The organism is Nonomuraea recticatena (assembly GCF_039533245.1).
Taxonomy (GTDB): domain Bacteria; phylum Actinomycetota; class Actinomycetes; order Streptosporangiales; family Streptosporangiaceae; genus Nonomuraea; species Nonomuraea roseola.
The window spans coordinates 43,519-58,445 of the sequence record NZ_BAAATE010000012.1; the positions used below are offsets into that span (position 1 = coordinate 43,519).

Below are 14,927 nucleotides of genomic sequence, written 5' to 3' on the forward strand. Positions count from 1 at the left end.
ACGTGACGGCGGGGGCCGGAAGTCCTGCTGGGGTGGCGTGATGGAGGGACGGTGACCGGTGACCCCGGTGGCCTTGACCCGGCCTTGCCGTACAGGGTGAGAAAGCAACGAAGGGCTGACCGGGCGGTCAAGGTGTTGTGGTTGGAGGTTCACTCAACGTCACCTTCAGGCCAGTTTCCTGGGTGATCACAGCGGAAATCCCCATGTCGGAAGGTATCCCCCGCCTGGAGGTTGGGATGTTCGCTCTGATCGCTGCCCTGCTGTTCGTGCTCGCCCTCGTCTTCGAGATCGCCGGTGTGGCGGTCGGCGGCCTGCTCACCGTCACCACCCTCGGCACCGCCGGTCTGCTCTGCGTCGCCCTCCACCTCATGGGCGTCGGCGCGGGCTGGAGCCCGCTCAAGAAGTGACCTAGGCCATCGGACATCGGACGGGCCGCGCGTGAGGTTCCCCCGGCTTCGCGCGCGGCTTCCGGCCGTCCGCCGCCCGGACCGGCTCGCTGGAGACCGCGCTCGCTGCTCCGTCCGCCGCCCGGACCGGCTCGCTAGAGACCGGCTGGCTAGAGACCGGCTGGCTAGAGACCGCGCTCGCCCTTGCTCCGCTCGACGCAGAACTCGTTGCCCTCGGGGTCGAGCAGCGTCACCCAGCCGAGGCCCTCGGCGGTGCGGTGGTCCTCATACAGCTTCGCGCCCAAGCCGATGACGCGCTCGACCTCCTCGTCGCGCGTGCGCTCGGTCGGCATCCAGTCGAAGTGGATGCGGTTCTTCACCGTCTTGCCCTCGGGCACCCTGATGAACAGCATGCCGGGCAGGGGCGAGGGGGCCTCGACGAGCACCTCGGGGTCGCCGGGCGCGTCCTCGTCGGACATCGGCCAGCCGGTCACGGTGCTCCAGAACGTCCCGAGCTCATAGGGGTTGGCGCAGTCGATGGTCACATGGCGGAGAATCATGACGGCCAGCCTAACGCCGGTTCTCACGCCGTCGCCCCGGCTCCATGGAGGGGGCGACGACGCCTCAGACGACTGCCCAGACGACTGCTCAGACCACGCCTCAGACGACTGCGCAGACCACTGCTTAGACCACGCCTCAGACGGCGCCTCAGGCCACGCCTCAGGCGGCGGGTAAGGCGGCGGGTCAGGCGAGGGCGAGGGCGAAGCGGACCTCCCGGGTGCCGGGATCGGCCTGGGTGAGCCTGACGCGGACACGTTGGCCCAGCGGCAGCGGCGAGCCGTCGCACTTGGCGATGACGGCGGGGTCGGTGAGCTGCACCTGACCGCCCTGGCGGCGCTCGTCGGTGTCGATCACGACCGCGTCGAAGTCATGGCCGATCCTGTCGCGCAGCACGAACGCCTCCACGAGGTCGACCGAGGCCCGCTCGACGGCCCCCGCGCGGCGTCCGGTGGAGGACATGATCTCGGGAAGGTCCATCAGCCCCGCCTGGATGTCGCCGGGCACCGGCTCGCCCGCGGCGATCGCCAGGCACGTCTCGGTGGCGTAGCGGTCGACCAGGCGCCGCAGCGGCGCGGTGACGTGCGCGTACGGCGCGGCCACCGCCGAGTGCTCGGCCATCGCGGGCGGCTCGCCGTTGAAGGACAGGTAGCCGGAGCCTCGCAGCAGGATCTTCGACTCGTTCAGGAAGGCCGCCTGGGCGGGGTTCTTGGGATCCAGCCCGTGCACGACGTCGCCGTAGGAGGCGCCCTCGGGCCACGGCACCTCCAGAGCGGCGGCGATCCTGCGCACCTTGGCCAGGTCGCCGGGCTGCGGGCTCGGCAGCACCCTCAGCACGCCGATCTCCGCGTCGAGCATCATCGAGGCGGCCGCCATGCCGGTCAGCAGGGAGATCTGCGCGTTCCACGCCTCGGAGGGCAGCGGCACCCGGTACTCCAGCCGGTAGCCGTCGTCGTCGCGGACGACCTCCTGCTCGGGCGTGGGCAGCGTGACGCCGCCGCGCTCCCTCTCCAGCTCCAGCCGCAACCGGCCGACCTCGGCCAGCAACTTGAGCGTGCCGTCGGCGGTGCCGGTGTCGACGGCGGCCTGCACGTAGTCGTAGTCGAGCCGTTCGCGGCTGCGCACCAGCGAGCGCTGCACGTCCACGCCGACAGTGCGGCCCTCGGCGTCGAGGTCGATCCGCCACAGCGCGACGGGCCTGGTCACGCCGGGCAGCAGGCTGGCGGCGCCCTCCGACAGCACCTGCGGGTGCAGCGGCACCTTGCCGTCGGGCAGGTAGACCGTCTCGCCCCTGGTGCGGGCCTCCGCGTCGAGCGCGCCGCCCGGTCTGACGAAGGCGCCGACGTCGGCGATGGCATACCACACGCGGTAGCCCGCGCCCAGTGCCTCGATGAACAGGGCCTGGTCCAGGTCCATGGAGCCGGGCGGGTCGATGGTGACGAACGGCAGCGCCGTGTGGTCCTGCCTGGCCGTCCTCGCGGGGCTCTGCGCCACCTGCTCGGCCTCCCGCAGGACGGCCTGCGGGAACACCTCAGGCAGCTTGATCTCGCGCCTGATCCGCTCGAATCCGTCGGCCAGCCGCGGGTGGACATCTCCGGACACTCGGATGTTCGTGGTCACCCGGTCAACTTATCCCCTGACACCCTGCGGTGCCCCCTTCGACGCCGCCGAAGACCCGGCGGCTAAACCGCTCCATCGGTAGACTCCCGCCCAAGAGGAGGGGGAGCCGTGGGGCGACCGACGATTGCCGACATCGCCGCCAAGGTCGGCGTTTCCAAGGGCGCGGTCTCCTTCGCGCTCAACGGCCGCCCCGGCGTGAGCGAGGAGACCAGGGCGCGCGTCCTGAAGGTCGCCGAGGAGATGAAGTGGCGCCCGCACAGCGCCGCCAGGGCGCTGGGCGGGGCGCGGGCCGAGGCGGCGGGGCTGGTCATCGCCAGGCCCGCCAGGACCATCGGCGTGGAACCCTTCTTCGCCCACCTGCTGTCGGGCCTGCAGGCGGGGCTGTCGGCCGGCGCGGTCGCGCTGCACCTGCTGGTCGTGGAGGACACCGCCGCCGAGATCGAGGTCTACAGGCGCTGGGCCTCGGAGGGGCGCGTCGACGGCTTCATCCTGGTCGACCTGCAGGTGCGCGACCCGCGTATCGAGGTCATCGAGGAGCTCGGCGTGCCGGCCGTCGTGCTCGGAGGGCCGGGACCGCACGGCTCGCTGTCCAGTGTCTGGGCCGACGACAGGGAGGCGATGCTGTCGATCGCCGACTACCTGGCCGCGCTCGGCCACACCAGGATCGCCCACGTGTCGGGGTTGCCCGCCTTCCGCCACACCCAGCGGCGGGTCAGGGCGCTTCGCGACTCGGCGCGCAGGCTCTCCCTGCGGGAGGTGGTGTCGGTGCCGACCGACTTCAGCGACGCGCAGGGCGCCGCCGCCACCAGGGCGCTGCTGTCGCGCAAGCAGCGGCCGACGGCGATCGTCTACGACAGCGACGTGATGGCGGTGGCGGGTCTGGGCGTGGCGGCAGAGATGCGGGTGAGTGTGCCGGGCGAGCTGTCGATCGTGGCCTTCGACGACTCGGTGCTGACCCAGATCGTGCACCCGTCGCTGACCGCGCTGTCGCGCGACACGTTCGCGCTGGGCAGGCGGGTGGCCGAGACGCTGCTCGGCGCGATCGCCGACCCCGCCACGCCGGTGAACGTCAGGACGCCGACGCCGGTGCTGACCGTCAGGGAGAGCACGTCGGCGGCGGATGAAGAGCTTTAGCGGCCGGTCAGGACGTCCAGCAGGCGGTTGAGCGGGGAGTCGAGGCCGTAGCGGTCGGCCAGCCGCACCAGGGCCTCCGGGTCGCGTGGCTTGGCAGGCAGGGTGAGGTCGGCGGAGGGCAGCGGCGCGGAGTCGGCGACCTTGACGACGGCGGGCGCGACCCGCAGGTAGTCGCGGGCGGCGGCCAGCTTGGTGCGCGACCCGGCGGGGAAGCCGTCGTTCTGGCCCGCGTCGAGCGCGGCCAGGATCGCCTCGAGGGAGCCGAACCTGGTGATCAGGGAGGCGGCGGTCTTCTCGCCGACGCCCGCGACGCCCGGTAGGCCGTCGCTCGGGTCGCCGCGAAGGGTGGCGAAGTCGGCGTAGCCGCGCCCGGGGATGCCGTACTTCGCGGTGACGAAGGCCTCGTCGACCAGCTGCAGGTTGCGCACCCCGCGAGCGGTGTAGAGGACCCGCACCGGGCGGGAGTCGTCGACGAGCTGGAACAGGTCGCGGTCGCCTGTCACGATGTCGACCGCGCCGCGGGCCTGGTGGGTGAGGGTGCCGATGACGTCGTCGGCCTCGTAGCCGTCGGACTGCAGGCGGGCGATGCCGACCGCGTCGAGCACCTGCTCGATGACGGGGATCTGCGGCACCAGCGTGTCGGGCACCTCCTCGGTGTGCCCGAAGGCGACCCTGTGCGCCTTGTAGGTGGGGATCGCCGCCACGCGGAAGGCGGGCCGCCAGTCGGCGTCCATGGTGGCCACGAGCTCCGTGGGGGAGTGCTGGCGCACCAGCGTGGCGATCATGTCGATGAGGCCGCGCACCGCGTTGACGGGCATGCCGTCGGGCGCCGTCATCGACTCCGGGATGCCGTAGAAGGCGCGGAAGTAGAGCGACGGGGTGTCGAGAAGCATCAGCACGCCCCCATCGTCGCACCACCCGGCGACAGTTTCGGGCGATGGTGCGGGGAACGGGTCGCTAGAGGTCGAGGATGCCGACGGCCAGCAGGCAGGCGTCGTCCTCGGGGTTGGGCCCTCCGATGCTGGCCACCAGCCGGTCGAGGCCCGAGTCGAGGTCGTAGACCGGCAGCTCGCGGGCGGCCGACAGGGCGAGGGCGAGCCCTTCGTCGAGGTCGCGGGTGCGCCGCTCCACCAGCCCGTCGGTGAACAGCAGCAGCAGGTCGTCGGGGCGCAGCTCGATGCTGGCCAGCTCGTACGGCTGCTCGCCCACCGCCCCGAGCAGCACCCCTCGCGGCGAGTCGAGCTGCTTGGCCGTGCCGTCCCTGACCAGGATCGGCGCGAGGTGGCCGGCCTGCCCCCAGGTGAAGACGTTGGTGGTGGTGTCGAGATGGCCGATCAGCGCGGTGGCCGTGGTGTCGTGCAGGCGGTGCATCACCAGCTCGTTCAGCCACGACAGCAACTGGTCGGCGGCCTGTCCCGTCATGGTCAGCCCGATGAGGGCGTGGCGCAGCTGGGCCATGTGCGCGATCGCGGGCAGGCCGTGCCCGGAGACGTCGCCGATGGCCAGCAGCACCCTGCCGTCGGGCAGCCCCGCCGCCTCGAACCAGTCGCCGCCCAGGTTGGCCGCCTTCTCCGCGGGCACGTAGCGCACCGCCACGCGGGTGCGCGGCAGGTCGAGGCAGCCGACGGGCTCGGGCAGGATGGCCTCGCGCAGCGCGATCATCACGTTGCGCTCCTCTGCCGCCCTCTCGCGCGCCTCGATGAGCTGGCGGCGCGACTCGGACATGATGCGCTCGGCCCTGCGCCGTCCGGTGATGTCCTGGACGACCCCGTGCACGCCGGTGGTCTCACCGGCCCCGACGAGGGGTTCGAGCACGACGCGCAGGTTGCGCACCTCGCCGCCCCTCCTGATCCTGAACTCCGCGTGCACGGGCTCGACGCCCTCGCCGACCGCCCAGAGCAGCTGGTCGAGCGTGGAAAGGTCGGCGGGCTCGACGTGGTCGGCCAGCTCGGACAGGCCGACAGGCCCCGCCGAGGGGTCTCTGCCGAAGATCACGTACACATGGTCGGACCAGACGGCCTCGCCCGTGCGCAGGTTCCACTGGGCCCAGCCCATGTTGCCCAGCCGCTGGGCATGGCCCAGCTGGACGGACAGCGTCTCGGCGGACTCGCGCCGCCGTAGCTGGTCGGTGAGCTGCTGCAGGAGCTCGGCGGCCGTCATCGGCCCGCCGGGCCGCCGGTCGTCACTGGAGGGAAGGGGTGCCGGAGGGCCGCCCACGACGCCGACCATAAGGGGCTCACTTCTCGTATGCACTGGAACGGGACAATTGCCCCACGTTATGTGATCGTCCTTCTACAGAGTGTAGCGGCGGCTTGCGTGTTGTGAGACTTTTCGGGGAATTTGACGAGGGTAGATTGGCCCTTGTGACGTCCGAAGATCTGTATCCCGTTTCCCGCCTCGCCGCCGCCCAGGAGGCCACCGCCAAGGCGGGGCTCGACGCCCTGCTGCTCACGCCAGGCCCCGACCTGCGCTACGTGAGCGGGTACGAGGCGCTGCCGCTCGAGCGGCTGACCTGCCTGGTGGTGCCCGCCCGTGGCGAGTCCTTCATGATGGTGCCACGTCTGGAGCTGCCTGCGGCGCAGGCCTCACCGGCCGCGCGCCTCGGCCTCGACTTCGTCGCCTGGGACGAGACCGACGACCCCTACGGCGTGGTCGCGAGCCGGCTGGGCTCCGTCGCCAAGGTGGGCCTGGCCGACCGCATGTGGGCGATGGCCTCACTCCGCTTCAGGGCCGCCATGCCGGGCGCCGAGCAGGTGCTGGCCGGCTCCGTGCTGCGCGAGCTGCGCATGCGCAAGTCGCCTGGCGAGGTCGCCGCGCTGCGCGAGGCAGGGGAGGCGATCGACTCCGTGCACCGGCAGGTGCCGCAGTTCCTCAAGGCCGGGCGCACCGAGCGGGAGGTCGGCAAGGACATCCACGACGCCATCCTCGCCGCCGGGCACTCCACCGTCGACTTCGTCATCGTCGCCTCCGGCCCGAACGGCGCCAGCCCGCACCACGAGGTCTCAGACCGGGTCATCCAGGCGGGCGAGCCCGTCGTCGTCGACATCGGCGGGCAGCTGCACAACGGCTACTGCTCCGACTCCACCCGCACCTACTGCGTGGGCGAACCGCCTGCCGACTTCGCCGCCTACTACGAGGTGCTCAGGCGCGCCCAGGACGCCGCGTGCGAGGCCGTACGGCCCGGCGTGACGTGCGAGTCGATCGACGCGGCGGCCCGTACGGTGATCGCCGAGGCGGGGTACGGCGAGCACTTCATCCACAGGACGGGCCATGGCATCGGCATCGAGACGCACGAGGAGCCGTACATCGTGGCGGGCAACACCGAGGTGATGGAGCCGGGCTTCGCGTTCTCGGTCGAGCCTGGCATCTACCTGCAGGGGCGGCACGGGGCCAGGATCGAGGACATCCTGGTGTGCACGCAGGACGGCGGCGAGCGCCTGAACAACACCACGCGCGAGCTGGTGATCGTCTAGGGCCGGGTGACAGCGCGGGCCGAGGTGGAACCGGCCGGTGGGGGGCCTGGCACAATCGGGACATCGGAGACCCCGAGCCACATTCCTGGAGCGTGTCGCGATGACCGTTGAGCGTGCCCTGCCCACCCCCGAGGCGCACGACCTGATCGACCTGACCCGAGACCTGATCGCCAAGGAGGTCGCGCCGCGCGCCGCGGGTGACGAGTCCGCGGGGCGCTTCCCGCGCGAGGTCTTCACCACCCTCGGCGCCACGGGGCTGCTCGGCCTGCCGTACCCCTCCGAGTACGGCGGCGCCGACCAGCCGTACGAGGTCTACCTGCAGGTCGTGGAGGAGCTGGCGGCCGGTTGGCTGGCCGTCGGCCTCGGCCTGTCGGTGCACACGCTGTCGTGCTTCCCCGTGGCCGCCTTCGGCTCCGACGAGCAGCGCGCCGAGCTGCTGCCCGACATGGTCGGCGGCGAGCTGCTCGGCGCCTACTGCCTGTCGGAGCCCGCCTCGGGCTCCGACGCCGCCGCGCTCACCACCCGCGCCGTCGCGGGCCCCGACGGTTACACCGTCGACGGCGTCAAGGCGTGGATCACCCACGGCGGGGTGGCCGACTTCTACATGCTCATGGCCCGCACCGGGGACAAGGGCGCCCGCGGGATCTCCTGCCTGCGCGTGCCGTCAGGGCTGGAAGGGCTCACCTACGGCGTGCCCGAGCACAAGATGGGCATGCGCTCGTCTCCGACGACGCAGGTCCGCTTCGACTCGGTAAGGCTCCCGCAGTCCGCGCTGGTCGGCGCCGAGGGTGAGGGCTTCCGCATCGCCATGGCCGCGCTCGACGGCGGACGGCTCGGCATCGCGGCGTGCGCGGTCGGCGTGGCCCAGGCCGCCTTCGACGCCGCCGTCGCCTACGCGGGGGAGCGGCGACAGTTCGGCTCGCGGATCATCGACTTCCAGGGCATCGGCTTCATGCTGGCCGACATGGCCACGCAGATCGCCGCCGCCCGCGCCCTGTACCTGGAGGCCGCGCGGCTGCGCGACGCGGGCAGGCCGTACGGCACGAAGGCCGCCATGGCGAAGCTGTTCGCCACCGACATGTGCATGAAGGTCACCACGGACGCGGTGCAGGTGCTCGGCGGCTACGGCTACGTCGAGGACTTCCCCGTCGAGCGCTACATGCGCGAGGCGAAGGTCCTGCAGATCGTGGAGGGCACCAACCAGATCCAGCGCCTGGTCATCAGCCGCGCCCTCACTCCCGAGTCGCGCCGATGACCTCCGCCAGCTCCCTCGGCAGCGGGTAGGGACGCTCGGCCGGCAGCAGGGCAGTCAGATCGCGGCCCGCGCGCAGCGCCGCGTGCAGGCCGCGGACCTGCTCGGTCAGGTCGGTGATCGACAGCGTCCACTCGCCGACGTAGCGGTCGACGGCCTCGCCCGACAGGCCGATCTGGATCGACCGGTACGGCAGCGCGTTGTGGCGGGGGTCGCGTTCGGGATCCCACTGGACGCGCACCGGCATGTCCCGCCTGTCCGACAGGCAGGAGTGCGCCAGCGCCCACTCGAACCCCTCGCGGGTCAGCTCGATCGCCAGCACGCGGCCCTGGCCCTCCTTGGTGGCGTAGCCGCAGCGGTACATCATCCACAGGAACGACGGTTTGATCCAGGTCATCCGCCCGCGCTTGAACGGCGGGACGAACCGCTGCGCCGCCACCGCGGGAGCGGCGACGGCCGGATCGTAGGCCTGGTAGACGGTGATGGACTCCTCGGTGTAAGCGGCTCGGATCTGCCGGTAGGGGATGCTCATGGCGATCAGCGTGCCGAACCCGCCATATCCCCGGCAACGGGATTACGACAGGGAGAGGCTCTCCTTCACCGGCGCCGAGGGGATCTCGAGGGCGGCCGTTGTGAACCTTTCCGCGCACATGTGGTGAGAACAAGGAGACGACCACGTCGGCACGGGGAACCCCCGGCTGGCCATCTCCTAGGAGTCTCCTCGTGCACGTGCCATCGCCTGGTTCTGTGCTGCCCGCGAACCGCCATCGCGCGTTCCTGCTGGCGCTGATCCCAGCCGTAGTCCTGCGAGCCCTCGCGATGGCCGGCTACCAGCCCGCGCTGTGGTTCTGGGCGGACTCCTTCTCCTACCTCAGAGCGGCCGCCGACCCTGTCCCTGGAACGTTCCGGCCGCTCGGGTACTCCCTCTTCCTCGCCGCGCTGGCGCCGGGGCACAGCCTCGCCCTCGTCACCGCTGTCCAGCACGTCCTCGGTGTGGGCCTGGCGGTCGCGGTGTACGTCCTGCTGCGCCGGCGCGGCCTGCCGGGGTGGGGCGCGACGGCCGTGACCATGCCCCTGTTGTACGACGAGTTCCTGATCCTCCTCGAACACATGATCATGGCCGACGCGCTTTTCACCGTCCTGGTCACGGCGGGGGTGATGGCGCTGTCGCGCCGGGCCGTCACGCCGCTGTCGGCGGGCGCCGGCGGGGCGCTGCTCGGGCTGGGGGCGATCACCAGGACCGTCGGCGTGGCCGTGCTGGTGCTGGCCGTGGTGTTCGCGCTGCTGCGCCGTACCGGATGGCGGCCCCTGGCCGGGCTGGTGCTCGCGGGCGCGCTGCCGCTGGTGGCGTACGCCACCTGGATGTACGGCACGAGCGGCACGTTCGGGCTGACCCGGGCCGACGGGCTCTTCCTCTGGGCGCGCACCATGACCTTCGCCGACTGCTCGGTGATACGGCCGGAACCGGGGCTGGCGCGGCTCTGTCCCACGACGCCGGTGGCCGCCCGGCCCGCGCCCGCCTTCTGGATGTGGGGAGCGGCGTCGCCGCTGGCCGGTACGCCACGCGACAGGAACGCGCTGGCGGGGCGGTTCGCCCGCGCCGCCATCATGGCCCAGCCCTTCGACTACCTGGCCGCAGGGGCAGGTGACCTGGGCCGGCTGCTGCGCTGGGAACGCACCACGGCCAGGTCGGCGTCGATGACGAAGACGAAGACGAATCCCTACTGGTTCCCTTTCGAGGAGCGACCGCTGAAGCAGTCCACCAGGGCGGTGGCGGAGGCCTACGAGGGCGGCCCGGCGGCCACGAGACTCACCGAGCCCTACGCGGGGTGGCTGCGCGTCTACCAGCGCTTCGGATACCTGCCCTTCCCGCTGCTGGTCGCGCTGCTCGGGGGCGCCGTCGTCCTGGCGTCGGTACGGCGGCGGCCCGACGCCCTGCTGCCGGGCCTGGCAGCCGCGGCGCTGGTTCTGGCACCGCCGTTCCTGACCGGGTTCGACGTCCGCTACGTCGTCCCGGCCATCCCGTTGACCTGCATGGCCGCGGGCCTGGCCGCGGTGGGACGCACACACGCCCAAGATTGTCGGGGGCCCTCCGTAGGGTCCTCGACATGAATCCGTGGCAGGAGGTCGTCGAGCGTATCGAGGCCGGCGACAACAAGGACCTGGTGGAACTGCTCCGAGGCTTCGGCGAGGTGGGCAGGCGGGCGGTGGCCGTGCAACTGCCCGCCCATCTGGCCGGTCGTGTGGGCCAGGGCTGGGAGGCCCGCTGGGAGGTGCGCGACAGGGCGGCCGGGTTCCGGCTGGCGGGAGCGGCCTGCCTGGGCGGGGCGGCGCAGGTCGCGGCCTGGCTGAACCGGCGGGAGCTGCGCGGCGTGTCCGCGCCGGAGACCGACGCCGCCAGGATCCTCTCGCTGGTCGAGGACCGGCCGGTGAAATGGCGTGAGGAGCTGGCGGTCCGGCTGGTGCGGCGGTTACGCCCGCTCACCCGCCGAGGGTGGCCGAGGAGCGGCGAGGGCTGGGAGCTGGCCGCGGCGCTGGTGCTGGAGACGGGCGTCGACGTCCCCGACAGCGACGCGTTCGTCGCCGGTTGGGCATGGCGGGTGACCGAACGACGGCAGACGGGTGAGGCTCAGGACCTTGCGCAGGACCCGCTGCTCGACCAGATGGTCCCCAGGCTCTTCCACGCGCAAGGGGTGGCCGAGGCGCTCGCCTGGCAGAACGGCCGCTCCACCACCATGATCGACGAGCTCGCCGCGCTGGCCGCGGTGGGCAGGGTCAGCAGGCGGACGCTCCTCGAGGGCTGCGCGAGCAGGTTCATGGCGGGAGGCGAGGGCGGCGAGCTCGCGCCGTTCGTGACGCTGTGGCGCCGACTGGGCGCCGAGGTGGCCGAGATCCCCGTGCTCGACTTCGTCAGGCTGCTGCCCTCCGCCCCCTCGCTCCTGGTGGAGCTCATGGCGGAGGGGCTGCGGCGGGCCGACGCGGCGGGCGCTGTCGACGACGAGCTGTGGGCCGAGGCGGTCCAGGCGCTGACGTTCAGGGCGGAGAAGAAGCACGTCACGGCCGGGCTGCGGTGGATCGCCGAGGCCGCGCCGTCCAGGGCCGACGGCGCGCTGCCCGCGCTGGCGACCGTCTTCGGCCAGGACACGCCCGCCCTGCGCGACAGGGCGGTACGGCTGGCGGTCGCTCTGGCTCCGCACGCGGGCGAGCCGGCGCGTGAGGCGGTCCGGCAGGAAGCCGGGCAGCTGCCCGACGGGCCGCGCGGGCGCATCGAGGCCGCGTTCGGCGAGGTGGCCGCCGCGCCCTGCGAGCCTCTGGCCGGGGCCGTCCTCATCGCGCGCGACCTGCCCGGCCTGCCGCCGCCCATCGCCTCGGCGGCGGAGCTGGTGGCGTGGCTGGAGGCCGAGCCGGCCGCGCCCGCGCAGTTCGAGCGGGCCCTCGCCGCGCTGGTCGAGCTCAGCCATCGCGACCGCGGGGCCGTCGCGCGGGCGCTGCGGCCGTGGCTGGAGAGCCGCTGGTGGCGACCGCTCGACGCCGACGGCCACTTCTTCGGGCTGGCCGAGAACCACGGCGTGCTCCTGGCGCGATGCGCGCTGGCGGTCGTCTCGCCCGACCACGGCAGGGCCATCACCGCGCGGCTGACCGGCGAGCGCCACTTCGCCGAGCCCCCGCTCACGCTCTTCGTCCGGCGACGCTTCCACGAGATCATCGCACGGCTCGAGGCCGGAGCGACGGTGCCCGTGCTGCTGGCCGCGCCGACCGCGCCGACCGGGCACGTCGACGCCGAGACCCTCGTGACGCGCATGGAGCTGCTCGACGGAGCCGAGCCGCTCGAGGCCGACTTCCTCCAGGCGCTGCTGCGGCTGCCCAGGCGGAGCGAGCCCGCGCTCGCCGTACGGGCGGGGCGGCTGACCTCTCGGGCGGGCGCGGTGCTGGCGGCCTGGCTGCGCGACGGCGGCCTGCCCGACCCGGTGGTGGGCTGGGCGGTGGAGCCGGTGCGCAGGCGGAGCCCCTACTCCTCCCTCATGGAGGAGGTGGTGGAGGCGCACGCCAGGGTCGAGCCGGCGACGACCCTGCCCGAGCCGCTGACCGAGCCGCTGGGCGAGCTCTGGGCCCTGGAGCGGACGACCGGCTATCCGGGGTACGCGCACGACCTGGAGTGGTGGCCGTCGATCATGCCCTCGCACCGGGAGGTCCTCGCCGCGCACCTGCTCGAGTACCTGCCCACCTCCGGCGATACCGACGTGCTGGCGGCCCTCGTGCACGGTGAAGGCCCGCTCGGAGCCGCCACCGCGGGCGTGATCGCCGTCGGGATGGGGCACGAACGCCACCGGCAGCGGGCGGCCGCCGCCGACGCGATGATCACGCTGGCCGCGCGCGGGCAGCTGCCGGCCGCCGACCTCGGGGCGGCCGTCGCGAGCCTGCTCCAGGCAGGCCTGCTCAAGCTCAACCGGGTCACCGCCGTGCTGGAGGAGGTCGTGATGGCGGGAGCGCGCGCCGAGGTGTGGTCGGTCCTCGCCGCGGCCCTTCCGCCGATCCTGCCGCGCCAGGGGCACAGGCCCGCGCCGGGGCTGGGCGACCTGCTGGCGGTCGCGGTGAGAGCGGCCACGCTGTCGGGGGCGAGCGCCGACCTGGAGGGCCTGGCCGAACTGGCGGCGCGCAAGGGCGGCAGCCGGGTGGTCGAGCAGGCCAGGAGCCTGGCTCAGGTGGTCGCCTCGGACGGCTCCGGCGGTTGATCACCCCTTCTCGTGCGGCGGCGTCGCGAGGAGTAGCGTCACGAGGATGACGGACCGCCAGACGATCACCCTCACCGGCGCGCAGGAGACCCTGCTCGCCACCCTGTACGGCAAGGCGCTCGACACCCGCGCCCGCAGGCCCATCCTGGGTGACCAGGAGGCCGTCAGGGTGATGCGGCGGATCGACTACGACTTCCGCAGAACGGGAATGACCGCGACGACGGCGGCGGGGGTGGCGCTGCGCGCCAGGCAGCTCGACGACTGGATCGTGGAGTTCATGACCGCCCGGCCCGAGTCGACCGTGCTGCATCTGGCCTGCGGCCTCGACACCCGGCCGCACCGGCTCGCCAGGCCGGCCACCGTCCGGTGGGTCGACGTCGACTATCCGGAGGTGGTCGCGCTGCGCGAGCGCCTCCTGCCGGTCCCCGAGGGCGACTACCGGCAGATCGGCGCCTCGGTGACCGGCGAGGAGTGGCTCGAGCAGGTACCCGCGGACCGTCCGGTCGTGGCGGTCTTCGAGGGGCTGTCGATGTACCTGCGGGAGGAGGAGGGCAGGCGGCTCATCCAGCGCATCACCGGCCGCTTCCCCGGCGGGCAGCTGCTGTTCGACGTCTACGGCTCGATGGGCATCAGGATGCAGAAGCTGGTGCCCGCCGTCCGCAACTCGGGGTCGACGCTCCACTGGGGCGTCGACGACCCCCGGGTGATCGAGGGGTGGCACGAGGGGCTGGTCTGCCTCGACGCGCTGCGCAGCGTCGACATGCCGGGCCTGGAACTGCTGCCCGCGGTGGGCAGGGCGCAGATGTGGGTGCTCGCGCGCATCCCCCGGCTCAGGGACGTGGGGCGGATTCTTCGCTACCGCTTCTGAGCGTGGCCGTGGCGTAGGCGTAGGAGGTCTGGACGAGGCTCCAGACGACCTCCAGCTCCTCGCGGTCGCGCGGGCCGTACACCATGACGATCGTGGGCGGGATCAGGCCCGTGCCCGCGAGAGGGTGCGGCTCGGCCCAGCCGTGCTCGATCGCGTGGCTGGCTTCGGCCCTCGGCAGCGTGAGGTGCAGGCTGCCGTCGCGCGCGCCGTGCAGGTGGGCGAACTCGGCGCCGATGAGGTACGCGTTCGCGGGCCCCGACGCCTCAGGCAGGTGCAGGGCGCGGGTGTCGGGCAGCGAGATGCCGCTGCGGCCGGTGCGCACGCCCGGCAGGCCGGCCATCCTCAGCCACAGCTCCTCCTGCAGCGGCGCGGGCGCGGTCTGGTCGAGCTGCTGGTGGGGCGTGGCAGGGCGGGTGGCGGGGCGGGGCCCCCGCCGGCGGGTGAGTGTGATCATGTCTGCCACGTTACTATTTTGAGGATAGTAGTTACCAAGGAGATAGTAATGACCTTCGATCCCTGCCCTGTGACGCCGGTGGCCGAGCTGGTGTTCGGCAAGTGGACGACGCAGGTGCTCTGGACCCTCGCCCACCACGGCCGCACCCGCTTCACCGAGCTGCAGCGGCTGGTCCCCGCGATCACTCCCAAGGTGCTGGCCCAGCGGCTGCGCCAGATGGAGCGCGACGGACTGGTCGGCCGCACCTACCACGCCGAGATGCCGCCCAGGGTGGAGTACGAGATGACCCCGCTGGCCCGCACCCTGCTGCCCGTCTTCCACACGCTCGTCGACTGGTCCGACACCCATCTCGGCGAGGTGGAAAGGGCGCGCGAGCGCTACGACGCCGCGCTGTAGCCCGGTCGCGAGCCTCGACGGGCGGCCCGAGTCTCGCGCGGCGGCGGATTTCG

At 72.6% G+C, this 14,927-nt stretch carries 14 protein-coding genes; 8 read left to right on the top strand and 6 right to left on the bottom strand.

What is annotated here, in order from left to right; all coding sequences use genetic code 11:
- Positions 1-236 precede the first annotated feature (236 nt).
- On the top strand, positions 237-407 hold the full coding sequence (locus tag ABFX50_RS23200) for a hypothetical protein (RefSeq protein WP_183661613.1): 171 nt from the start codon (positions 237-239) through the stop codon (positions 405-407).
- 164 nt (positions 408-571) lie between these two features.
- On the opposite strand, the gene ABFX50_RS23205 is transcribed toward ABFX50_RS23200, so the two are convergent.
- Together ABFX50_RS23205 and ABFX50_RS23210 are read right to left on the bottom strand one after the other, a co-directional pair.
- Positions 572-946: a VOC family protein gene (locus tag ABFX50_RS23205; protein WP_346149466.1), complete on the bottom strand. Its 375-nt coding sequence runs from the start codon at positions 944-946 to the stop codon at positions 572-574.
- A 184-nt stretch (positions 947-1,130) separates the two neighbouring features.
- Positions 1,131-2,564, bottom strand: a complete 1,434-nt coding sequence (locus ABFX50_RS23210) for an RNB domain-containing ribonuclease (protein WP_346149467.1) — start codon at positions 2,562-2,564, stop codon at positions 1,131-1,133.
- Positions 2,565-2,672: 108 nt separating this feature from the next.
- On the opposite strand from ABFX50_RS23210, the gene ABFX50_RS23215 reads away from it, so the two are divergent.
- Positions 2,673-3,698, top strand: coding sequence for a LacI family DNA-binding transcriptional regulator (locus ABFX50_RS23215; protein WP_346149468.1), 1,026 nt, complete (start codon positions 2,673-2,675; stop codon positions 3,696-3,698).
- On the opposite strand, the gene ABFX50_RS23220 is transcribed toward ABFX50_RS23215, so the two are convergent.
- Both ABFX50_RS23220 and ABFX50_RS23225 read right to left on the bottom strand, forming a co-directional pair.
- Positions 3,695-4,591 (bottom strand): 5'-3' exonuclease, encoded by an 897-nt coding sequence (locus ABFX50_RS23220; RefSeq protein WP_346149621.1) that lies wholly within the window; start codon positions 4,589-4,591, stop codon positions 3,695-3,697. The genes ABFX50_RS23215 and ABFX50_RS23220 overlap by 4 nt on opposite strands.
- 64 nt (positions 4,592-4,655) lie before the next feature.
- Positions 4,656-5,915, bottom strand: coding sequence for a PP2C family protein-serine/threonine phosphatase (locus ABFX50_RS23225; protein WP_346149469.1), 1,260 nt, complete (start codon positions 5,913-5,915; stop codon positions 4,656-4,658).
- A 146-nt stretch (positions 5,916-6,061) separates the two neighbouring features.
- Between ABFX50_RS23225 and ABFX50_RS23230 the strand changes: the two genes are divergently transcribed.
- Together ABFX50_RS23230 and ABFX50_RS23235 are read left to right on the top strand one after the other, a co-directional pair.
- On the top strand, positions 6,062-7,171 hold the full coding sequence (locus ABFX50_RS23230) for a M24 family metallopeptidase (RefSeq protein WP_346149470.1): 1,110 nt from the start codon (positions 6,062-6,064) through the stop codon (positions 7,169-7,171).
- A 100-nt stretch (positions 7,172-7,271) separates the two neighbouring features.
- Complete coding sequence (locus tag ABFX50_RS23235; RefSeq protein WP_183661602.1) at positions 7,272-8,426, top strand: acyl-CoA dehydrogenase family protein; 1,155 nt, start codon at positions 7,272-7,274, stop codon at positions 8,424-8,426.
- On the opposite strand, the gene ABFX50_RS23240 is transcribed toward ABFX50_RS23235, so the two are convergent.
- Complete coding sequence (locus ABFX50_RS23240) at positions 8,404-8,955, bottom strand: DUF4291 domain-containing protein (RefSeq protein WP_346149471.1); 552 nt, start codon at positions 8,953-8,955, stop codon at positions 8,404-8,406. The genes ABFX50_RS23235 and ABFX50_RS23240 overlap by 23 nt on opposite strands.
- A 215-nt stretch (positions 8,956-9,170) precedes the next feature.
- Between ABFX50_RS23240 and ABFX50_RS23245 the strand changes: the two genes are divergently transcribed.
- Genes ABFX50_RS23245 through ABFX50_RS23255 form a run of 3 tightly spaced genes read left to right on the top strand, consistent with a single transcriptional unit; the run spans position 9,171 to position 14,024 of the window.
- Positions 9,171-10,535, top strand: coding sequence for a hypothetical protein (locus tag ABFX50_RS23245; RefSeq protein WP_346149472.1), 1,365 nt, complete (start codon positions 9,171-9,173; stop codon positions 10,533-10,535).
- Positions 10,532-13,156: a DUF7825 domain-containing protein gene (locus tag ABFX50_RS23250; RefSeq protein ID WP_346149473.1), complete on the top strand. Its 2,625-nt coding sequence runs from the start codon at positions 10,532-10,534 to the stop codon at positions 13,154-13,156. Before ABFX50_RS23245 ends, ABFX50_RS23250 begins: the two co-directional genes overlap by 4 nt.
- 46 nt (positions 13,157-13,202) lie before the next feature.
- Complete coding sequence (locus ABFX50_RS23255; RefSeq protein WP_346149474.1) at positions 13,203-14,024, top strand: class I SAM-dependent methyltransferase; 822 nt, start codon at positions 13,203-13,205, stop codon at positions 14,022-14,024.
- Here ABFX50_RS23255 and ABFX50_RS23260 read toward each other — a convergent pair.
- Positions 13,987-14,478 (bottom strand): luciferase domain-containing protein, encoded by a 492-nt coding sequence (locus ABFX50_RS23260; protein WP_346149475.1) that lies wholly within the window; start codon positions 14,476-14,478, stop codon positions 13,987-13,989. The two genes, ABFX50_RS23255 and ABFX50_RS23260, sit on opposite strands and share 38 nt — an antisense overlap.
- Positions 14,479-14,526: 48 nt before the next feature.
- On the opposite strand from ABFX50_RS23260, the gene ABFX50_RS23265 reads away from it, so the two are divergent.
- A complete protein-coding gene (locus tag ABFX50_RS23265) occupies positions 14,527-14,874 on the top strand; it encodes a winged helix-turn-helix transcriptional regulator (protein WP_183661588.1) in 348 nt (115 codons plus the stop codon).
- Positions 14,875-14,927 lie beyond the last annotated feature (53 nt).

What these genes read in the sequence shown, in the direction of transcription:
- ABFX50_RS23200 (WP_183661613.1), top strand. Translation starts at nt 237, where the DNA reads ATGTTCGCTCTGATCGCTGCCCTGCTGTTCGTGCTCGCCCTCGTCTTC.
- ABFX50_RS23205 (WP_346149466.1), bottom strand. Translation starts at nt 946, where the DNA reads ATGATTCTCCGCCATGTGACCATCGACTGCGCCAACCCCTATGAGCTC.
- ABFX50_RS23220 (WP_346149621.1), bottom strand. Translation starts at nt 4,591, where the DNA reads ATGCTTCTCGACACCCCGTCGCTCTACTTCCGCGCCTTCTACGGCATC.
- ABFX50_RS23235 (WP_183661602.1), top strand. Translation starts at nt 7,272, where the DNA reads ATGACCGTTGAGCGTGCCCTGCCCACCCCCGAGGCGCACGACCTGATC.
- ABFX50_RS23240 (WP_346149471.1), bottom strand. Translation starts at nt 8,955, where the DNA reads ATGAGCATCCCCTACCGGCAGATCCGAGCCGCTTACACCGAGGAGTCC.
- ABFX50_RS23250 (WP_346149473.1), top strand. Translation starts at nt 10,532, where the DNA reads ATGAATCCGTGGCAGGAGGTCGTCGAGCGTATCGAGGCCGGCGACAAC.
- ABFX50_RS23255 (WP_346149474.1), top strand. Translation starts at nt 13,203, where the DNA reads ATGACGGACCGCCAGACGATCACCCTCACCGGCGCGCAGGAGACCCTG.
- ABFX50_RS23260 (WP_346149475.1), bottom strand. Translation starts at nt 14,478, where the DNA reads ATGATCACACTCACCCGCCGGCGGGGGCCCCGCCCCGCCACCCGCCCT.
- ABFX50_RS23265 (WP_183661588.1), top strand. Translation starts at nt 14,527, where the DNA reads ATGACCTTCGATCCCTGCCCTGTGACGCCGGTGGCCGAGCTGGTGTTC.